This is a genomic window from Streptococcus sp. V728, assembly GCF_052077995.1.
GTDB classification, from domain to species: Bacteria; Bacillota; Bacilli; order Lactobacillales; family Streptococcaceae; genus Streptococcus; species Streptococcus infantis_B.
In genome coordinates, this window is record NZ_JBQJJH010000001.1 from 77407 (window position 1) to 97815 (window position 20409).

15 protein-coding genes are annotated in these 20409 nt (G+C 40.8%); 14 read left to right on the top strand and 1 reads right to left on the bottom strand.

Annotated elements, in window-relative coordinates:
- Positions 1 to 16 precede the first annotated feature (16 nt).
- The 10 genes from ACTO1Y_RS00470 (at position 17) to ACTO1Y_RS00515 (ending at position 12378) form a co-directional block, all read left to right on the top strand.
- Positions 17 to 1303: a homoserine dehydrogenase gene (locus tag ACTO1Y_RS00470; RefSeq protein ID WP_254726873.1), complete on the top strand. Its 1287-nt coding sequence runs from the start codon at positions 17 to 19 to the stop codon at positions 1301 to 1303.
- 1 nt (position 1304) lies between these two features.
- Positions 1305 to 2174, top strand: a complete 870-nt coding sequence (gene thrB / locus ACTO1Y_RS00475; protein ID WP_441347960.1) for a homoserine kinase — start codon at positions 1305 to 1307, stop codon at positions 2172 to 2174.
- A gap of 124 nt (positions 2175 to 2298) precedes the next feature.
- Complete coding sequence (gene msrB, locus ACTO1Y_RS00480; RefSeq protein ID WP_441347961.1) at positions 2299 to 3237, top strand: peptide-methionine (R)-S-oxide reductase MsrB; 939 nt, start codon at positions 2299 to 2301, stop codon at positions 3235 to 3237.
- A gap of 50 nt (positions 3238 to 3287) precedes the next feature.
- Entirely contained in the window at positions 3288 to 5012 is a 1725-nt protein-coding gene (locus tag ACTO1Y_RS00485) for an ABC transporter ATP-binding protein (protein WP_441347962.1), read from the top strand.
- 1 nt (position 5013) lies between these two features.
- Positions 5014 to 6762, top strand: a complete 1749-nt coding sequence (locus tag ACTO1Y_RS00490) for an ABC transporter ATP-binding protein (RefSeq protein WP_441347963.1) — start codon at positions 5014 to 5016, stop codon at positions 6760 to 6762.
- Positions 6763 to 6881: 119 nt separating this feature from the next.
- Positions 6882 to 8141, top strand: a complete 1260-nt coding sequence (locus ACTO1Y_RS00495) for a TRZ/ATZ family protein (RefSeq protein WP_441347964.1) — start codon at positions 6882 to 6884, stop codon at positions 8139 to 8141.
- Positions 8142 to 8321: 180 nt separating this feature from the next.
- A protein-coding gene (prfB, locus tag ACTO1Y_RS00500) for a peptide chain release factor 2 (protein WP_100249482.1) occupies positions 8322 to 9417 on the top strand; the annotation gives its coding sequence in 2 pieces (ribosomal slippage) (positions 8322 to 8393 and positions 8395 to 9417; 1095 coding nt in all).
- A gap of 15 nt (positions 9418 to 9432) precedes the next feature.
- Positions 9433 to 10125 carry a cell division ATP-binding protein FtsE gene (ftsE, locus tag ACTO1Y_RS00505; RefSeq protein WP_004251332.1) on the top strand — a complete coding sequence of 231 codons (693 nt, stop codon included), beginning with the start codon at positions 9433 to 9435 and terminating at the stop codon, positions 10123 to 10125.
- A complete protein-coding gene (gene ftsX / locus ACTO1Y_RS00510; protein WP_223332616.1) occupies positions 10118 to 11044 on the top strand; it encodes a permease-like cell division protein FtsX in 927 nt (308 codons plus the stop codon). The genes ftsE and ftsX overlap by 8 nt, the downstream gene beginning before the upstream one ends.
- A gap of 179 nt (positions 11045 to 11223) precedes the next feature.
- Positions 11224 to 12378 carry an MFS transporter gene (locus ACTO1Y_RS00515; RefSeq protein WP_441347965.1) on the top strand — a complete coding sequence of 385 codons (1155 nt, stop codon included), beginning with the start codon at positions 11224 to 11226 and terminating at the stop codon, positions 12376 to 12378.
- Between the two features lie 41 nt (positions 12379 to 12419).
- Here the strand turns inward: ACTO1Y_RS00515 and ACTO1Y_RS00520 are convergent, their stop codons facing one another.
- Complete coding sequence (locus ACTO1Y_RS00520; RefSeq protein ID WP_441347966.1) at positions 12420 to 13040, bottom strand: TVP38/TMEM64 family protein; 621 nt, start codon at positions 13038 to 13040, stop codon at positions 12420 to 12422.
- A 155-nt stretch (positions 13041 to 13195) separates the two neighbouring features.
- Here ACTO1Y_RS00520 and ACTO1Y_RS00525 point away from each other — a divergent pair, with 155 nt between their 5' ends.
- The 4 genes from ACTO1Y_RS00525 (at position 13196) to ACTO1Y_RS00540 (ending at position 20404) form a co-directional block, all read left to right on the top strand.
- A complete protein-coding gene (locus ACTO1Y_RS00525; protein ID WP_441347967.1) occupies positions 13196 to 16186 on the top strand; it encodes a type I restriction endonuclease subunit R in 2991 nt (996 codons plus the stop codon).
- 33 nt (positions 16187 to 16219) lie between these two features.
- Positions 16220 to 17224, top strand: coding sequence for an SIR2 family protein (locus ACTO1Y_RS00530; RefSeq protein WP_441347968.1), 1005 nt, complete (start codon positions 16220 to 16222; stop codon positions 17222 to 17224).
- On the top strand, positions 17221 to 19077 hold the full coding sequence (locus tag ACTO1Y_RS00535) for an ATP-binding protein (protein WP_441347969.1): 1857 nt from the start codon (positions 17221 to 17223) through the stop codon (positions 19075 to 19077). Before ACTO1Y_RS00530 ends, ACTO1Y_RS00535 begins: the two co-directional genes overlap by 4 nt.
- 109 nt (positions 19078 to 19186) lie before the next feature.
- Complete coding sequence (locus ACTO1Y_RS00540; RefSeq protein WP_441347970.1) at positions 19187 to 20404, top strand: restriction endonuclease subunit S; 1218 nt, start codon at positions 19187 to 19189, stop codon at positions 20402 to 20404.
- Positions 20405 to 20409: the final 5 nt, after the last annotated feature.

Genomic DNA, 20409 nt, shown 5'->3' on the forward strand with positions numbered 1-20409 from the left:
TTTCGAGGAGACAAACATGTCAGTTAAGATTGCTTTACTTGGATTTGGTACAGTAGCCAGTGGTGTACCATTCTTGCTAAAGGAAAATGGAGAAAAAATCGTTCAAGCAGCACATTCAGAAATTGAAGTAGCCAAGGTTTTGGTTAAAGACGATGAAGAAAAAGCACGCTTGCTTGAAGCAGGAAATGATTTTAATTTTGTAACAAATATCGATGAAATCTTGTCAGACAAAGACATCACCATCGTTGTTGAGTTGATGGGACGTATCGAGCCTGCTAAAACTTTTATTACTCGTGCCTTAGAAGCAGGGAAGCATGTCGTGACAGCCAACAAGGACCTTTTGGCTGTTCATGGTGCAGAATTGCTTGAGATTGCTAAAGCTCATAATGTTGCTCTTTACTATGAAGCAGCTGTTGCGGGAGGAATTCCAATCCTTCGTACCTTGGTTAACTCACTAGCATCAGACAAAATCACACGTGTTCTTGGTGTTGTCAATGGAACATCTAACTTCATGATGACCAAAATGGTAGAAGAAGGCTGGTCCTATGCAGATGCCCTTGCTGAAGCCCAACGACTTGGCTTTGCTGAAAGTGATCCAACTAATGACGTTGACGGGATTGATGCAGCCTACAAAATGGTCATCCTTAGCCAGTTTGCTTTTGGGATGAATGTTAAGTTTGAAGATGTTGCCCATCAAGGAATCCGCAATATCACTCCAGAGGATGTGGCAGTTGCCCAAGATCTTGGGTATGTGGTTAAATTAGTAGGTTCTATCGAAGAAACAGCTTCTGGAATCGCTGCTGAGGTTACTCCAACCTTCCTTCCTAAAGCTCATCCACTTGCAAGTGTCAATGGTGTTATGAATGCAGTCTTTGTAGAGTCTATCGGGATCGGCGAATCTATGTACTACGGACCAGGGGCTGGACAAAAACCAACAGCAACGAGTGTCGTAGCTGATATTGTTCGTATCGTTCGTCGTTTGAATGACGGTACCATTGGAAAAGCCTTTAACGAATACCATCGTGACCTTGTTTTGGCTCAACCAGAAGATGTCAAAGCCAACTACTATTTCTCAATCTTGGCACCAGATTCAAAAGGTCAAGTCTTGAAATTGGCTGAACTCTTTAACGCAGAAGATATTTCCTTCAAGCAAATCCTTCAAGATGGCAAGCAAGAAGGCAAGGCTCGTGTCGTTATCATCACTCATAAAATCAACAAGGCACAGCTTGAAAATATTACAGCATCTTTGAAGGGTGTATCTGAGTTTGAACTTCTCAATACCTTCAAGGTTTTAGGAGACTAAGATGAAGATTATTGTACCTGCTACAAGTGCCAATGTGGGTCCAGGTTTTGACTCTGTTGGTGTAGCTGTAACCAAATATCTAGAGATTCAGGTTTGTGAAGAACGTGAAGAATGGATGATTGAGCACCAACTAGGTAAATGGATTCCACGTGACGAACGTAATCTTTTGCTGAAGATTGCTCTACAAATTGTTCCAGACCTACAACCAAGACGTCTGAAGATGATCAGTGATATTCCACTTGCGCGTGGACTAGGTTCATCGAGCTCTGTCATCGTTGCAGGAATCGAACTAGCAAATCAACTCGGAAACTTGAAGCTAAGCAAACATGAAAAATTACAGTTGGCGACTAAGATTGAGGGACACCCTGATAATGTTGCACCTGCTATCTATGGAAATCTCGTCATTGCAAGCTCAGTCGAAGGCCAGGTTTCAGCAGTTGTGGCGCCCTTCCCAGAGTGTGCTTTCTTAGCTTATATTCCAAACTATGAATTGCGTACTCGCGATAGTCGCGGTGTCTTGCCTAAGAAACTTTCTTACAAGGAAGCTGTTGCAGCAAGTTCTATCGCTAACGTAGCAATCGCAGCTTTGTTGACTGGTGACATAGTCAAAGCAGGTCAAGCTATTGAAAGTGACCTCTTCCACGAGCGTTACCGTCAAGACTTGGTGCGAGAATTTGCGACCATCAAGAAAGTTGCCAAGAAAAATGGTGCTTATGCGACCTACCTCTCTGGAGCTGGTCCGACTGTCATGGTCTTGGCTGACCCTGACAAGATGCCAAAGATTAAGGCAGAGCTTGAAAAGCAACCTTTCAAAGGCAAGCTTCATGATTTACAAGTAGACACAGAAGGCGTTTGCGTCGAAGCAAAATAAATTTAGCAATAGGATGGGGAAACTCTCTATTAGAGGGCTTCCTGTCCTTTTTTTGAAAATGAAAGATGGGATATAAAATGTTTCCCGTGTTTAGCGACCGACAGACGGTCAAGGAGGATTTGAAATGGCAGAAATATATCTAGCAGGCGGTTGTTTTTGGGGCTTGGAAGAGTACTTTTCACGTATTTCTGGAGTGTTGCAAACCAGTGTTGGTTATGCCAATGGTCAGGTAGAAACCACCAATTATCAACTGATCAAAGAAACAGATCATGCAGAGACTGTTCAAGTTATTTATGATGAAAAGGTAGTTTCGCTCCGTGAGATTTTACTCTATTATTTCCGAGTTATCGATCCCCTTTCTGTCAACCAACAAGGCAATGACCGTGGTCGTCAATACCGCACAGGGATTTATTACCAAGACGAAGAGGATTTGCCAACCATCCATACGGTCGTTCGAGAACAAGAGCTTCTCATCGATCGTAAAATAGCGGTAGAAGTGGAGAAGCTTCGTCACTATATCCTGGCTGAAGACTATCACCAAGACTACCTCAAGAAAAATCCTGGTGGTTATTGCCACATTGATGTGAGGGATGCGGAGAAACCACTGATAGATGCTGCCAACTATGAAAAACCTAGTCAGGCAGTTTTACGAGAAAGTTTGTCAGAAGAGTCTTATAGAGTTACGCAAGAAGCAGCAACGGAAGCTCCATTTAGAAATGCCTATGACCAAACTTTTGAGGAAGGAATTTATGTCGATATCACTACTGGTGAGCCTCTCTTCTTTGCCAAGGATAAGTTTGCCTCAGGCTGTGGTTGGCCAAGTTTTAGCCGTCCTATTTCCAAGGAACTCATCCATTACTACCAGGATTTGAGTCACGGTATGGAGCGTATAGAAGTTCGTTCACGTTCAGGAAATGCTCACTTGGGACATGTCTTTACCGATGGACCTCAGGAACTAGGTGGTTTACGCTATTGTATCAATTCTGCCTCTTTACGATTCATTGCGAAGGATGAGATGGAAGAGGCTGGTTATGGCTATCTACTTCCATATTTGAACAAGTAAAAAAGATGGTGGTTTTTCCACCTTCTTCATTTTGGAAATAGAAGGGACATATGAAACAATTACTTTCTTACTTTAAACCCTACATCAAGGAGTCTTTCCTAGCACCCTTGTTTAAGCTGCTAGAAGCTGTTTTTGAACTTTTGGTTCCCATGGTGATAGCAGGTATTGTTGACCAATCTATCCCTCAAAAAGATCAGGGCCATCTGTGGATGCAAATGGGACTCCTCTTTGTGTTTGCAGTTATTGGCGTCCTAGTTGCCCTAGTTGCCCAGTTTTACTCAGCCAAGGCAGCAGTCGGCTTCACCAAGGAGTTGACCAATGACCTCTATCGTCATATTCTCTCCTTGCCCAAGGATAGTAGAGACCGTTTGACGACTTCGAGTTTGGTGACGCGTTTGACTTCAGATACCTATCAGATTCAGACAGGGATTAATCAATTCTTACGCCTCTTTTTAAGGGCGCCTATTATTGTTTTCGGTGCCATTTTCATGGCTTATCGCCTCTCGCCTGAATTGACCTTCTGGTTCTTGGTCATGGTTGCCATTTTGACCCTTGTCATTGTCGTTTTATCACGCTTGGTCAATCCTCTCTACAGTAGTTTGAGAAAGAAAACAGACCAGCTGGTTCAGGAAACGCGCCAACAGATACAAGGTATGCGCGTGATTCGTGCCTTTGGCCAAGAAAAACGAGAGATTGAACATTTCCAAGTACTCAACCAAATCTATACGGCTATCCAAATGAAAACAGGATACTGGTCTAGTCTCTTGACCCCATTGACCTATTTGATCGTCAACGGAACTTTGCTGGTGATTATCTGGAATGGTTATATTTCTATTCAGGGAGGCTGGCTCAGTCAGGGAGCCTTAATTGCCCTGATCAACTATCTCCTGCAAATCTTGGTCGAATTGATCAAGCTGGCCATGCTCATCAATTCACTCAACCAGTCTTATATATCAGCTAAGCGTATTGAGGAAGTCTTCGCTGAAAAACCTGAAGATATTCATTCTGAGATTCAGGCAGGAAAAGTGTCTGGTGCCCAAGTTTTACAAGTTAGTCACTTGACATTTACCTATCCAGATGCAGCTCAACCTTCGCTAAGTGATATTTCTTTTGATATGCAGCAGGGGGAGATTCTTGGGATCATCGGAGGAACGGGTTCTGGTAAGTCAACCTTAGTGCAGGTCCTACTTGGTCTCTATCCGGCATATAAGGGAAGCATTTCCCTTTATCGAGATGGATGTAGTCCTCGCGATCTTTCTGAATGGCGTTCTTGGATGGCTTATGTTCCTCAAAAGGTTGAACTCTTTAAGGGAACCATCCGTTCTAACTTGACCTTGGGTATGGAAAATCCTGTCTCGGACCAAGAACTCTGGCAGGCCTTGGAAATTGCCCAGGCCAAGGACTTTGTCAGTGAAAAGGAAGGTCAACTGGACGCAGAGGTTGAAGCGGGTGGCCGTAATTTCTCAGGTGGGCAAAAACAACGTTTATCGATTGCCCGAGCAGTTTTACGTCAAGCTCCTTTTCTCATCCTCGATGATGCGACGTCAGCCCTTGATACCATTACTGAGTCCAATCTTCTTAAGGCTGTTCAGGAAAACTTGCCTGATACTAGCTTAATCTTGATTTCCCAACGAACTTCAACCTTGAAGATTGCTAATCAAATTCTCCTTTTAGAGAAAGGTCAGCAATTAGCACTTGGAAATCATGAGAAATTGATGAAGACTAGTCAAGTCTATCGTGAAATCAATGCATCTCAACATGGAAAGGAGGACTAGAATGAAAGGCAAACACGCAAGTCAAACCCTCAAGCGTTTGGCAAAAGATTTAGCAAGTCATCCCGTCCTTCTTTTCCTGGCTTTCTTGGGTACCATTGCTCAGGTAGCCCTATCAATCTATCTTCCAATCTTGATTGGACAGGTAATTGACCAAGTCCTGGTGACTGGCTCTTCTCAGGTATTTTGGCAGATTTTTCTCCAGATGATATTGGTTGTCATAGGAAATACACTGGTTCAATGGGCCAATCCCCTCCTATACAATCGCCTCATTTTCTCCTATACCAGGGATTTGCGCGAAAAAATCATTGAAAAGCTCCATCGTCTTCCGATTGCCTTGGTAGACAGACAGGGGAGTGGAGAGATGGTCAGCCGTGTGACGACAGATATCGAGCAGTTAGCAGCAGGACTGAACATGATTTTCAACCAATTTTTCATCGGAGTTCTGATGATTTTGGTCAGCATCCTTGCCATGCTCCAAATCCATCTCTTGATGACTCTCTTGGTCTTGCTCTTAACACCTCTGTCTATGGTCATTTCACGCTATATCGCTAAGAGATCCTACCATCTCTTTCAAGAGCAGACAGAGACTAGGGGGATTCAAACTCAGTTGATAGAAGAATCGCTCACCCAACAGACCATTATCCAGTCCTTCAATGCCCAAGAAGAATTTATCCAAAAACTCCATGAGGCAAATGATACTTATGCAGGTTATTCTCAGTCTGCTATCTTTTATTCTTCGACAGTCAATCCTTCAACCCGTTTTGTCAATGCCCTCATTTATGCCCTACTAGCTGGTGTTGGAGCCTTGCGCATCATGGCGGGTTCTACTTTGACGGTTGGGCGTTTAGTGACCTTTTTGAACTATGTGCAGCAGTACACTAAGCCTTTTAACGATATTTCATCTGTCTTAGCTGAGTTGCAAAGTGCTCTAGCTTGTGCTGAACGTGTTTATGCAGTTTTAGAAAGCCCTGAGGTTACAGAAACTGGTCAGGAAGTCTTGACTAGCGACCAAGTCAAGGGGGCTATTTCCTTTAGGCATGTCTCCTTTGGCTACACTCCAGAAAAAATCTTAATCAAGGACTTGTCTATTGATATTCCAGCTGGTAGTAAGGTTGCCATCGTTGGGCCAACGGGTGCTGGGAAGTCGACCCTTATCAATCTCCTCATGCGTTTTTACCCGATTAACTCCGGAGATATTTTATTGGATGATCATTCGATTTATGACTATACTCGAGCTTCTTTTCGACAGCAGTTTGGGATGGTGCTCCAAGAAACCTGGCTCAAGCAAGGAACCATTCATGACAATATTGCTTTTGGAAATCCTGGAGCAAGTCGAGAGCAGGTCATTGTAGCAGCCAAGGCAGCAAATGCGGATTTCTTTATCCAACAATTGCCACAGGGATATGATACCAAGCTTGAAAATGCAGGGGAATCCTTGTCTGTTGGTCAAGCTCAGCTTTTGACCATTGCCCGCGTCTTTCTAGCCATTCCTAAGATTCTAATCTTAGACGAGGCGACTTCATCCATCGATACCCGGACAGAGGTATTGGTTCAGGATGCCTTTGCCAAACTCATGAAGGGACGGACAAGCTTTATCATTGCCCACCGTTTGTCAACCATTCAGGATGCTGATTTGATTCTTGTCTTGGTGGATGGAGATATTGTCGAACATGGTAGCCATCAGGAACTCATGGCGAGAAAAGGCAAATACTATCAAATGCAAAAAGCAGCAGCCTTTAGTCTAGAGTAAATCGTAAAACGTTTTTAATCCAATAAACAAAAAGAAAAGTTGCCTTCGGGTGACTTTTTTGTTACAATAACTAGAAAAATTATCCAGTATGAATTCCCATTTAGAAAAGGGGCCTATTGATGAAAGTCTTTCAGCATGTAAATATCGTGACTTGTGACCAAGATTTCCACGTTTATCTGGATGGGATTTTAGCTGTTAAAGAATCCCAAATCGTCTATGTCGGTCAGGAAAATCAAGAGATTCTCAAACAAGCAGATCAAATCATAGACTATCAGGGTGCTTGGATTATGCCTGGCTTGGTTAACTGCCATACCCACTCTGCCATGACAGGCTTGAGAGGGATTCGTGATGATAGCAATCTCCACGAATGGCTAGAGGACTATATCTGGCCAGCAGAAGCAGAGTTTACACCAGAGATGACTACAAAGGTCGTCAAAGAGGCACTGACAGAAATGCTCCAGTCAGGAACGACAACTTTCAATGATATGTACAATCCCAATGGAGTGGAGATAGAGAAGATTTATGAAGCGGTCAAGGCTTCCAAGATGCGTTGCTATTTTTCTCCAACCCTCTTTTCTTCAGACGTGGAGACGACAGATGAGACAGTTGCCAGAACACGATCTGTTATCGAGACAATCAAAAGCTATCAGGATCCCAATTTCAAGGTGATGGTGGCTCCGCATTCGCCCTACAGTTGTAGTCGAGAATTGTTAGAGGCTAGTTTGAACCTAGCAAAAGAAGAAGATATTCCACTTCATATTCATGTTGCAGAAACGCAGGAAGAGTCAGGGATTATCCTGAAACGTTATGGCAAAAGACCAATAGCCTTTCTAGATGAACTTGGCTATTTAGACCATAAAGCTGTCTTTGCCCATGGTGTAGAGTTAAATGAAGCAGAAATTACCCGCTTGGCAGATTCACAAGTTGCTATCGCCCACAATCCTATCAGCAACCTCAAATTAGCATCAGGGATTGCACCAGTCGTTCAACTTCAAAAGGCAGGAGTACCGGTCGGTATTGCGACGGACTCAGTTGCTTCTAATAATAACCTTGATATGTTTGAGGAAGGACGCACCGCAGCCCTTTTACAGAAAATGAAGAGTGGAGATGCCAGTCAATTTCCAATCGAGACTGCCCTCAAGGCACTGACGATTGAAGGAGCTAAGGTGTTGGGAATGGAAGATGAGATTGGTAGCCTAGAAGTTGGCAAGCAAGCAGATTTTCTCGTTATCCAACCCCAAGGGAAAATCCATCTCCAACCTCAAGAAAACATGCTGTCTCACCTAGTTTACGCTGTCAAATCCAGTGATGTTGATCATGTCTATATTGCTGGTCAACAAGTCGTGAAAGACGGACATGTACTAACTGTTAACTTGTAAAAATAAGCATAAAATCTCTAAATCTCATGGGAAAATTCTTGTGAGATTTTCTATTTTTGCTTAAGGAATTGTAGGTTTAACTTCTTACAGAAATATATTGATACTAAATTTTAAAAAACACCGATTAGATAAATAAGAAAAATTGTGGTATAATAATAAGATGCAAAAAAAGGAGTATGTATGGACATTTCAGAAATTCGTCAAAAAATTGACGCAAATCGTGAAAAATTAGCTTCTTTCAGGGGGTCTCTTTGACCTCGAAGGTTTAGAGGAAGAAATTGCCATTTTGGAAAACAAAATGACAGAACCTGATTTTTGGAACGATAATATTGCGGCCCAAAAAACGTCGCAAGAATTAAACGAACTTAAAAATACCTATAATACCTTCCACAAGATGGATGAGTTGCAGGATGAAGTTGAGATTTTACTGGACTTTTTGGCAGAGGATGAATCCGTTAAGGATGAGTTGGTTGAAAAACTCGATGAGTTAGATCAGATGATGACCAGCTATGAAATGACCCTTCTTTTGTCAGAGCCGTATGATCACAACAATGCTATCCTAGAAATCCATCCGGGATCAGGGGGAACAGAGGCTCAAGACTGGGGCGATATGCTCCTTCGTATGTATACTCGCTATGGAAATGCTAAAGGCTTCAAGGTTGAGGTCTTAGACTACCAAGCAGGTGATGAGGCAGGAATCAAGTCAGTAACCTTGTCTTTTGAAGGACCAAATGCCTATGGTCTTCTCAAGTCAGAGATGGGAGTTCACCGTTTGGTCCGTATCTCACCATTTGATTCTGCTAAACGTCGCCACACCTCATTTACTTCTGTAGAAGTCATGCCAGAGTTGGATGATACCATCGAAGTTGACATCCGTGAGGATGATATCAAGATGGATACCTTCCGTTCAGGAGGAGCAGGTGGACAAAACGTCAACAAGGTTTCAACAGGTGTCCGCTTGACTCACATTCCAACAGGGATCGTCGTAGCATCAACCGTTGACCGTACCCAGTACGGAAACCGTGATCGTGCTATGAAGATGCTTCAGGCAAAACTCTACCAGATGGAGCAGGAAAAGAAAGCTGCTGAGGTAGACTCGCTCAAGGGTGAGAAAAAGGAAATTACATGGGGAAGCCAAATCCGCTCCTATGTATTTACGCCTTATACAATGGTAAAAGACCATCGTACAAACTTTGAAGTAGCGCAAGTAGATAAGGTGATGGATGGAGACCTAGATGGTTTCATCGATGCTTATCTGAAATGGCGTATTAGTTAAAAGAAAGGAAGTCACATGTCAATCATTGAAATGAGAGATGTTGTCAAAAAATACGACAACGGGACAACAGCCCTACGTGGCATCACTGTAAATATCGATGCAGGAGAATTCGCCTACATCGTAGGACCTTCAGGTGCTGGTAAATCAACCTTTATCCGTGCCTTGTATCGTGAGGTCAAAATCGACAAAGGAAGCTTGCAAGTTGCAGGTTATAACCTGGTTAAGATCAAAAAGAAAGATATTCCGTTCTTGCGTAGAAATGTCGGAGTAGTCTTTCAGGATTACAAACTTTTGCCAAAGAAAACCGTTTATGAGAACATTGCATACGCAATGGAGGTTGTCGGTGAAAGCCGTCGTAACATCAAAAAACGTGTTATGGAAGTCTTGGACCTTGTCGGTTTGAAGCACAAGGTTCGTTCATTCCCAAATGAGCTTTCAGGTGGTGAGCAACAACGTATCGCCATCGCGCGTGCGATCGTAAACAATCCTAAAGTATTGATTGCCGACGAACCAACAGGTAACTTGGACCCAGATAACTCATGGGAAATCATGAACCTCTTGGAACGTATCAATCTTCAAGGGACAACTGTTTTGATGGCGACCCACAACAGCCAAATCGTAAATACCTTGCGCCACCGCGTTATTGCCATCGAAAATGGTCGCGTGGTACGTGATGAAGCGAAAGGAGAGTACGGATACGATGATTAGTAGATTTTTCCGCCATCTGTTTGAAGCTTTAAAGAGTTTAAAGCGTAATGGATGGATGACCATTGCTGCCATCAGTTCAGTAATGATTACCTTGACCTTGGTTGCTATCTTTGCTTCAGTTATTTTTAACACTGCGAAATTAGCAACTGATATCGAAAACAACGTCCGTGTCATGGTTTATGTTCGTAAAGACGTTGAAGACAACAGTGAAACCATTGTAAAAGAAGGCCAAACAGTCACGAACAATGACTACCACAAGGTCTACAATGCCCTAAAAGCCCTGCCAGCTGTTAAAAATGTAACCTTCTCAAGTAAAGAAGAGCAGTACCAAAAACTGACTGAAACCATGGGTGACGAGTGGAAGGTGTTTGAAGGAGATGCAAACCCTCTTCATGATGCCTACATCGTAGATACCAATTCACCAAGTGATGTAAAACCAGTAGCTGAAGAAGCTAAGAAAATCGAAGGTGTCTCTGAAGTTCAAGACGGTGGTGCCAATACGGAACGTCTCTTCAAGTTGGCTTCCTTCATCCGTGTATGGGGATTGGTCATCGCAGGACTCTTGATCTTCATCGCAGTCTTCTTGATTTCAAATACCATCCGTATTACTATCATTTCACGTAGCCGTGAAATCCAAATCATGCGTTTGGTTGGTGCTAAGAACGGTTATATCCGTGGCCCATTCTTGCTAGAAGGTGCCTTTATCGGATTGTTGGGAGCAGCTCTTCCATCAGCATTGGTTTACTTTATCTATAACCGAGTGTTCCAATCTGTCAACCCATCCTTGGTTGGTCAAAACCTATCTTTGATTACACCGAATACCTTTATTCCATTGATGATCGGTCTCTTGTTCCTCATCGGAATCTGTATCGGTTCACTTGGTTCTGGAATCTCAATGCGTCGATTCTTGAAAATCTAAGTCACATAACTGGATAAAACACATAAAAAAGTGGGATGTCATCAAGACTTCACAGCTCTTGATGCCCCGCTTTTTCTTTTGGTCTTGGTGCTCAGTCGCTTGCCAATTTTGGCTAAAGAGTGTATGATAGGAAAGGACCTTTTTACTAATATGAAAAATGAACAATGAATGAGGAAAAGATGAAACAATTTTTGGAAAAAGTGAGCATACTCTCCCTATCGTTAGTATTGATCACATCGTTTTCTATTTCGAGCGCCCTACCTGCCATGTTTGACTATTATCAGGGCTATTCGACTGGTCAGGTCGAACTCTTGGTCAGCCTCCCATCCTTTGGAATTATGGCCATGCTTTTATTGAATGGAGTTTTAGAGCGTATTTTTCCTGAACGCTTCCAGTTGACCTTGGGACTTTTAATCTTGTCAATCAGTGGAACAGCACCTTTCTGGTATCAGGGTTATTACTTTGTCTTTGCAACCCGCTTGCTATTTGGGCTTGGAGTTGGGATGCTCAATGCTAAGGCCATCTCAATCATCAGTGAACGTTACCACGGCAAGACCCGTATTCAGATGCTTGGTTTTCGTGGATCGGCTGAGGTCGTAGGAGCCTCTATCTTGACGCTGGCAGTTGGTCAGCTCTTGGCATTTGGCTGGACAGCAACCTTCCTAGCCTATGCAGCTGGTCTAGTAGTTCTCGTACTCTTCCTTCTCTTTGTCCCTTATGGAAACGCAGAAGTTCACGAGTCCAAGCATCAGACAGAAGAAGCAACGAAACTGACTCGTTCCATGCTCCAATTGATTTTCTTCCTTGCTATTGCAGCCGCAGTGATTGTATGTACCAATACTGCTATCACCTTCCGCATCCCTAGTCTTATGATTGAGGCAGGGTTTGGAGATGCTCAGTTGTCCAGTTTGGTACTTAGTGCCATGCAGTTGATTGGGATTCTAGCTGGAATCAGCTTTTCTTTCTTGATTTCGACCTTCAAGGAAAGACTTCTATTGGTCGCTGGTGTCACTTTTGGTATCGGGCAAATCATCATTGCTCTTTCCCCATCACTCTGGGTGGTGGTTGCAGGTTCTATCCTGGGAGGATTTGCCTACAGTATCGCTCTGACGACAGTCTTTCAGTTGATATCTGAGCGAATTCCTGCAAAACTACTCAACAAAGCAACTTCCTATGCTGTTTTGGGATGTTCTTTTGGAGCATCATTAACACCCTTCGTTCTTTCAGGGATTGGCTTGGTGACTACAGATGGTCGAATGACCTTCATCATTCTAGGAGCATGGATGATTGCTACATCAGTGCTTGTTTCCCTCTTATTGAAAAAAGAAGCCTAACAAAGAAAAACTCAAGGATGAATCCTTGAGTTTTTTGTGTATTAGCTAAACATCTGCCAAAAATAATCAATGATATAAGTCAAACCATAAGTGTAAACAACCAGGGTAAAGGGCTTGGTCAGGATGATAATGGTCATATAACGCTTGAAGCTCATCTTGGTCAGAGCAGCCAACATACAGAGAAAATCAGCTGGACTAACTGGCCAAATCATCATAAAGATAAAGAAACGATCAAAGCGATTGCCCTCATCCAGCCAACCAATATACTTGTCATAGGTGCGCTTGCTGACCATGGACTGGACAAAGGGTGCTCCATAGAGACGTACTAGGTAAAAGATAATGGCACAACCAATGACAATGCCAATATAGTTATAAATCGTTCCAATGATGTGACCGTAGATAAAGATACCTGCAACGGATGTCAGGGCACCTGGAATGATAGGAACTACCGTCTGCAAAATCTGTAAAAAGATAAAGAGTGGAGGTCCCCAGACACCCGCCTGTTGGATAAAGGCAGATAGGGTTTCCTTAGAGTGCAAAACTCCAGCCTGATAGGCCCAGATACAGAATATTAAGGTACCAACTCCACCGACGATGGAGGAAATATGAATGGCTTGCTGTAGAAGGGGAGAAACAGCTTTCATTTCTTTATCGTGTGACATGGAAACTCCTCTTGTATAGTATGATTCTACTATATCATATTTTAGGGAGAAAGACTACAAGGTTTTTCTGAGGGTAGTAGGATCAGCAAGGCGCTTTCTGCCTGTAATATGATATAATGATAGGAAGAATGCGGTTTCCAAAAGGAGAAATATAGATGCAGGTAAAACCAGAACTGGAAATAGAAAAACAACTGATAAACCAGCTGGTAACTGGTGAAAGCCAATGGACTTATAGAGAAGACCTAAAAACAGAAGAACAACTATGGGACAATTTCTTTGAGAAACTAGCCCAAAACAACGTTGCTCTGCTAGCAGACCATCCCTTGACTGAACAGGAAAAACGCCAGATTCAGAATCAACTAAACTTTGTTAGTTACTATGATGCTGCCAAATGGTTGGTCGGAGAAAATGGCATTGCCAAAGTCGAGGTTCAAAGAGAAGATGCAAGCCTAGGTACCATCCGTTTGTCAGTCATTTGGCGTGACAATATCGCAGCAGGAAAGTCTAGCTACGAAGTTGTTAATCAAGTCCAACGAGAAAAAGTAAATCCTCTGGACCAAGACCGTAGACTGGATGTTACTCTTCTCATCAATGGCTTGCCCATGATTCAAATCGAGCTCAAGAGTTCCCAAGCAGCCTTTATCGATGCCTTTCATCAGATAAAAAAATATGACCGTGAAGGGAAATTCCGTGGTATCTACTCTAGCTTGCAGATGTTTGTCGTGACCAACAAGGTCGATACTCGCTATATCGCTGCAGCTCGCGAAAATAAACTTAACAAGCAATTTCTAACCAAGTGGGTGGATAAGGACAATCATCCTGTGACAAACTTGACCAGCTTTGCCCATGAAGTCCTTTCTATCCCTCGTGCCCACCAGATGGTCATGCAGTATTCTGTCATTGACGATAGCAAGAAATCTCTCATCCTTTTGCGTCCCTATCAGATCCATGCTATCGAAGCAGTGCAGGAAGCCTCTCGCCAGCAAGCATCAGGCTATGTGTGGCATACGACAGGTTCAGGGAAGACCTTGACCTCTTATAAGGTAGCTCGTAATCTCCTTCAGATTCCTTCTATCCAAAAGACGATTTTTGTCGTTGACCGCAGGGACTTGGACCAACAGACCACTTCATCCTTTCTCTCTTATGCGACCAATGACGTCATCGATATCGATGAGACGGACAATACCCATGATTTAGTCAAACGCTTAGGAAGTAATGATAAGCGTGTTGTAGTGACCACTATCCAGAAAATCACCACCATGATGCGCAAGTTTGACCAAGGTCTTTACCAACGAGATGCGGACAAAATCAAGGGACTCCGAGTGGCCTTTGTCGTGGATGAATGCCACCGTGCCGTGACACCACAAACACAAAAGGACATTAAAGCCTTTTTCCCACAGTCTCTCTGGTATGGATTTACAGGCACGCCTATCTTTAAGGAAAATAAACGCCAGCAGGTCGGCGACCTCGCCCAAACCACCCAGCAACAGTATGGAGACCGTCTCCATGAGTATACGGTCAAGGAAGCCATCCATGACGGAGCTGTCCTAGGCTTTAAGGTGGACTATCGCAATACCCTCATCACAGACCAGTCTGAAAATGACATACCAGATACCGTCTATGAGAATGAGGAACACATGCTGGAAGTCTTGGACGCTATTATCAATAAATCGCGCCAACAACTAGGCTTCCAAAAAGGAGTCGGCAATACCTACAATGCCATCCTGACTGTCAAGTCTATCCCTCAAGCCCAAGCCTACTATGACCTTCTCAAAAGAGTCAAGGCTGGTCAGACACGAGTCAAGGTATCTGAGAGAGTCAAGATGGTCCTTCCAGACTTTCCAAAGGCGACCATCACCTACTCCGTTACAGAGAATGAAGAAGACTCAAGAGCCAACCAAGACCACATGAAACAGGTCTTAGAGGACTATAACCAAGAGTTTGATACTCACTTTACCATGGCGGATCTTCGTGGCTTCAATACAGATGTCAATAACCGCCTTGCTCGAAAACAGGATAAATATCTCTATCGCAATGAGCAGTTGGACTTGGTTATCGTGGTCAATCGTCTCCTAACGGGATTTGATGCGCCTTGTCTATCGACTCTCTTTATCGACAGAAAGCCCATGCAACCGCAGGACTTGATTCAGGCCTTTAGCCGAACCAACCGTATCTTTGATTCTAGTAAGACCTATGGTCATATCATCACCTTCCAAAAGCCTCTAGCCTTTAAGGAAGCAGTCGATAATGCCCTCAAGCTTTACTCAAATGGTGGAGAAAATGATGTTCTAGCACCTAGCTGGGAAGAGGAAAAGAGAAACTTTTTGAAAAGTTGTAGCGACTTTCAAAATCTCATCACAGATGATCCCGTCGAAGGACTCCAACTTGAACAAATCTCTACACCTCAGTTGAGAAAAATCGCCAAAGCCTATCAATCCTTTGATAAATACTTGGCTTCTATCCGAGTTTATAAAGAGTATGACGAGGAAGAAATCTATGCAGAGACTGGACTAAGCGCAGAAGAATTGGAAACCTATCTAGGCTTCTATCAAAATATCCTTGCCGAACTTAAAAGTCGTTCAGAAGATGGTGATGAGGATGGGGAGCCACTGGATATTCACTATGAACTAGAGTCTATCCAAGTAGATGAGATCAACTACGCCTATATCTTGACCTTGATCCAAAGTCTGATCGAGCAAGAGCAAAGTCAGGAAAAGAGTCTCAGTGCACAGGATAGAGAAGCAGTGGATACCTATATCCAAAGTCTGAAGAAGACCAATCCAAACCTTGCCCAGATCATCTCAGAACTTTGGCAAGAAGTACAGGCAAATCCAGACCGCTACAGAGGTCAATCCATCGCCAATATCCTTGACCAGATGATTGAAGCAGTCATCCAGCAACATATCCAAGACTTTAGTAAGACCTGGTATGTGGGTGAAGACGAGCTTCGCTACTATGTCAATCACTACCGCAAGGGTGCAAAAAAACAACTAGGAGAAAGTCAACTGACCAAGAGTCAGCGCTACAAGGACTATAAAGTTGAGGTGTCAGATGCCCTCAACCCACTCCTATATAAAAAACAAATCAAAGAAGCCTATACCCAACTGATTGAAGAGGTGATTGAACCACTGAGAGTGGGGAGCTAGGGGAAAGTATTTTACTTTTATTCGAGGAACAATATGGTTGAAAAATTTGATATAAAACAGTTACGTTATTTTGCAATGACCAAGAGGCTTAATTTTCTAATTGGATCAGGAACTTCAGTTCCAGCAATACCTTTAATGTCTTTTTTCAAAAGTGAAGATATTTCAGATGAGGAAGCTAATAATTTACTATCCGATAAAGTTAAAGAAGTTTCTAAGAAAGTTCTAGAAGATATTAGCAATGCTAATGATGAAGAAAAAATTAAAGCAGTTTTAAAAAGATATTCTGAATTTATTAAAGTTATACTTCAACTACTTTATCATGCAAATTCTAGACAAGTGACAAAAAATATTAATATTTTTACTACTAACTACGATCTCTTCATTGAGAAGGCACTAGATGAATTGATGAAATATGAATCATTTGTTTTTAATGATGGAAGTAACGGATATTTTAATAGAATTTTAGATAGTGCTAACTATAATAAGTCTGTTGCATATAGGGGATTAAATGATAATTACCTTAATGAACTTCCTACATTATCTTTGATTAAACCACATGGTTCGATGAACTGGGAAAGAGGGCAGGAGGACAATATTTTAATAAGGCAAAGTGTAGTTGAAAATCCAGTAGTAGTTAAACCAACTGGCTTAGAGGGTCAAGAAACGTTTCTAAACAATCATTTTCATGACATGCTAAGAGTATTTCAACTTGAGTTAGATAAACCACAATCTATTCTTATTGTTATTGGATTCTCATTTCAAGATAAACATATTGCTAAAATGTTGAACAGATCTTTGAAAAATCCTGAATTAAATGTCTTTATATTTTGTTATTCTGAATCTGATAAACAAAAAATATTAACAAATTTGGGCCTCAGTGATTGTCCAAGAAATTTGAATATCATTGCACCTAATGAATTAGAGGAAAAGTATAAATCAAAGGAAAAAAAAGACGACGGAAGTGAACGGTTTAGTTTCAATATTAGCAATCTAACTGAGTTGCTTAGAGATGTATCTTTTGAGGAGCAGTTAGAATGAAGACGAGTATCAAAAAATTAGGTGTAATCGTAGGCGTTGACGGTGATATTTCTCAAGTTGGAATGTATCATTTATCTAATGATGCTGAATATCTATGGTATGGTGATGTGTTACAAGGTGCAAAAATTGGAGCATATCTAACAATTTTACAGAACAATGTAAAAATTATCGCTTCTGTTGTTACTGAAAAAGTTGCTGATCAAAAAAATACAATTAGAAGCACAGAATTTGATAATCGTTTTTCAAAGAATTCTATAAATCGAATCGTTCATTTAAAAACTAAAGGTGTTATTGAAAACGATGAATTCCAAGTAACAAGTCAATATGTACCTATGATTGGAAATGAAGTATGTATTACTTCAAAAAAAGACTTAGAATTAATATATGGGATTAATAAGTCTGAGCCAACTATTTCCATTGGACAGTCAATCTTAGAAGGTCAAGTTGTTCCTTTATCGATTAATAAAATATTTGCTTCTCATATTGGTGTGTTTGGGAATACTGGTAGTGGTAAGTCAAATACTTTGCATAAGTTATTCTTAGAACTCTTTCGGTCAGAATATCGAGAAAATATTTTAAAGTATTCAAAATTTTATATTATTGATTTTAATGGTGAATATACGAAAGATGATAGTTTTGGTGTGGCCGGTACTCATAAAAAAGTATTTAATGTTAAAACTAGGAGTAAAACATCAAAGAAAATCCCTATTACTGAGAAATATCTTTTTGATCCAGATATCCTTTCAATTTTATTTGGCGCTACTTCAGCAACTCAAGTTCCATTTCTTAGGAAAGCAATGAAAGAGTGGAATGAAAAAGAACATACTGGAGAAGTTATTGCAAAATTTGTGGTTGGAACGTTGAAAAAGATTCTTACAACGGGAGATGCAGCATTATCTGATTCAAGAGATAATTGGATCAAAGTAGCAAAATCATACATAGCAAAAGATAACTGGAAAATATTTAATCAAGTTTCCTCATTATCTTACTATGCTGCATCAAAAGCTTATTTCACTCAGGGAGAAGAACGAATTTATTTAAATGATAAGTCTGATTTAACTGAACAGATAGAAAAAAAGTTACAGATAGATGAAATTAGGCAAAAACTTGCAGAAAGTTTTGATTCTTTGGACTTGATAGATAGATTAAAGTTCTTTTTAGATTTTCAAAAAGTTCACTATAGTACTTGGAAGTCAACAAACATTGAGCATATCAATCCTTTATTTCATAGAATTGATACAGCTTTGAATAGCTTGAAGAAAGTTGTTAAAGTTAAGAAAAATATAACTACCGATTTTTCTAGTCTAAATATTATTAATCTTGTACATGCTAATCAGGAAATCACTAGATTAATTCCTATGCTTATCTCTAAGATGATATATGATCAACAGAAAACGAAAATAGCTGGAAAAGATGTCACCTGTACTAGTCATTTGATTATTGATGAAGCACATAATATTTTAAATGCTCAGAATCATTCAGTAGGAGATACCTGGCAGGACTACAGGTTAAATATTTTTGAAGAAATCATTAAAGAAGGACGAAAATTTGGTTTCTATTTAACTTTATCTAGTCAACGACCAGCAGATATTTCACCTACTATTCTTTCACAGGTTCATAATTATTTCATCCATAGATTGGTTAATGATAATGATTTACGAATGTTGATAAATACTATGCCTACGCTGGATAAAGCTTCCTTTAACAAAATTCCTAGTTTAGGTAAAGGAGAGGTTATAATTACGGGTAATGCAATTCAAGTTCCAGTATTTGTGAAAGTAGATAAAGAAGAAGTAATTAGACCTAATAGTGATGATGTAGTATTAACTAGATTATGGTCGAAAAGTGAGTAAACTAATTTCAAAGGTAATAATTATTACGGGAAAATTACTTGGTGAGTAATCACTAAAATCTAATATAAATTAGAAAAAAACTATATAATTCAATTAAGAAGAAAGGGAAATGATGAAAAGCCAGAGAAAAAATATACCTTTGGCAAGAGTTAAAGGGTTTGAGGGAACATGGGAACTATGTACTCTAGGAGAACATATTGAAGATTATGTTGAAAAAACTACAGTTCAAAACCAATACCCAGTTTTAACTTCTTCTCAAAATAAGGGTATTGTGAGACAGGAAGATTATTTTGCAAATAGGCAAGTTACTACAGATAGTAACATTGGTTATTTCGTGCTACCGAAGGGTTTTTTCACATATCGTTCTAGAAGTGATAATGGTGTGTTTAAATTCAATAGAAATGATCTTTTGGATAAAGGTATAATCAGTTATTTTTATCCGGTTTTTAGTATTGTAGAAGGTGATAGTGACTTTTATCTGAGACTTCTAAATACATCTATAACAAAGCAAGTTATGTTACAAGCTGAGGGTACTGGGCAAAAAGTACTATCATTAAGTAAATTTAAATCAATAAAGACATTAGTTCCATCTCTTCCTGAACAATCCGCTATCGGCTCCCTTTTCCGCACCCTCGATGACCTTCTGGCTAGCTACAAGGAAAATCATGCTAACTATCAATCCCTAAAGGCAACCATGCTCTCCAAGATATTTCCCAAAGCTGGACAGACCGTTCCTGAGATTCGTTTGGCTGGATTTGAAGGTGATTGGGAACTAATCAAGTTAGGCGAGGTTTGTGATTTGATTACGAAGGGAACTACGGCAAAATCTCAATCAGAAAAAGGGAAGGTAAATTTTGTAAAAGTTGAAAACTTGAAAGAAAACGAAATATATCCTGTTGTTAAAATTTCAGAGGAGGAACATTTGGGAAGTTTGAAGAGATCTATTTTGTTTGAAGGAGATATATTGTTTTCGATTGCTGGTACTCTTGGTAGAACTGCAATTGTTAGAAATAATATTCTTCCGGCTAATACAAATCAAGCTCTTGCAATTATTAGAGGGTATAAATTAGATACATATTTTTTATTAGTAGTATTATCTGGGGAAGTTGTGAAAGATTATATCCGAAAAAATCCTACAGTAGGTGCACAACCAAATTTATCTTTAGAACAAGTTTCATCTTTAAAAATACAAGTTCCTTCCATAGAAGAACAACAAGCCATCGGCTCCTATTTCTCAAACCTCAATAACCTCATCAGCTCTCACCAAGAAAAAATTTCGCAGCTAGAAACACTGAAAAAGAAACTCTTACAGGATATGTTTGTCTAAGGAGA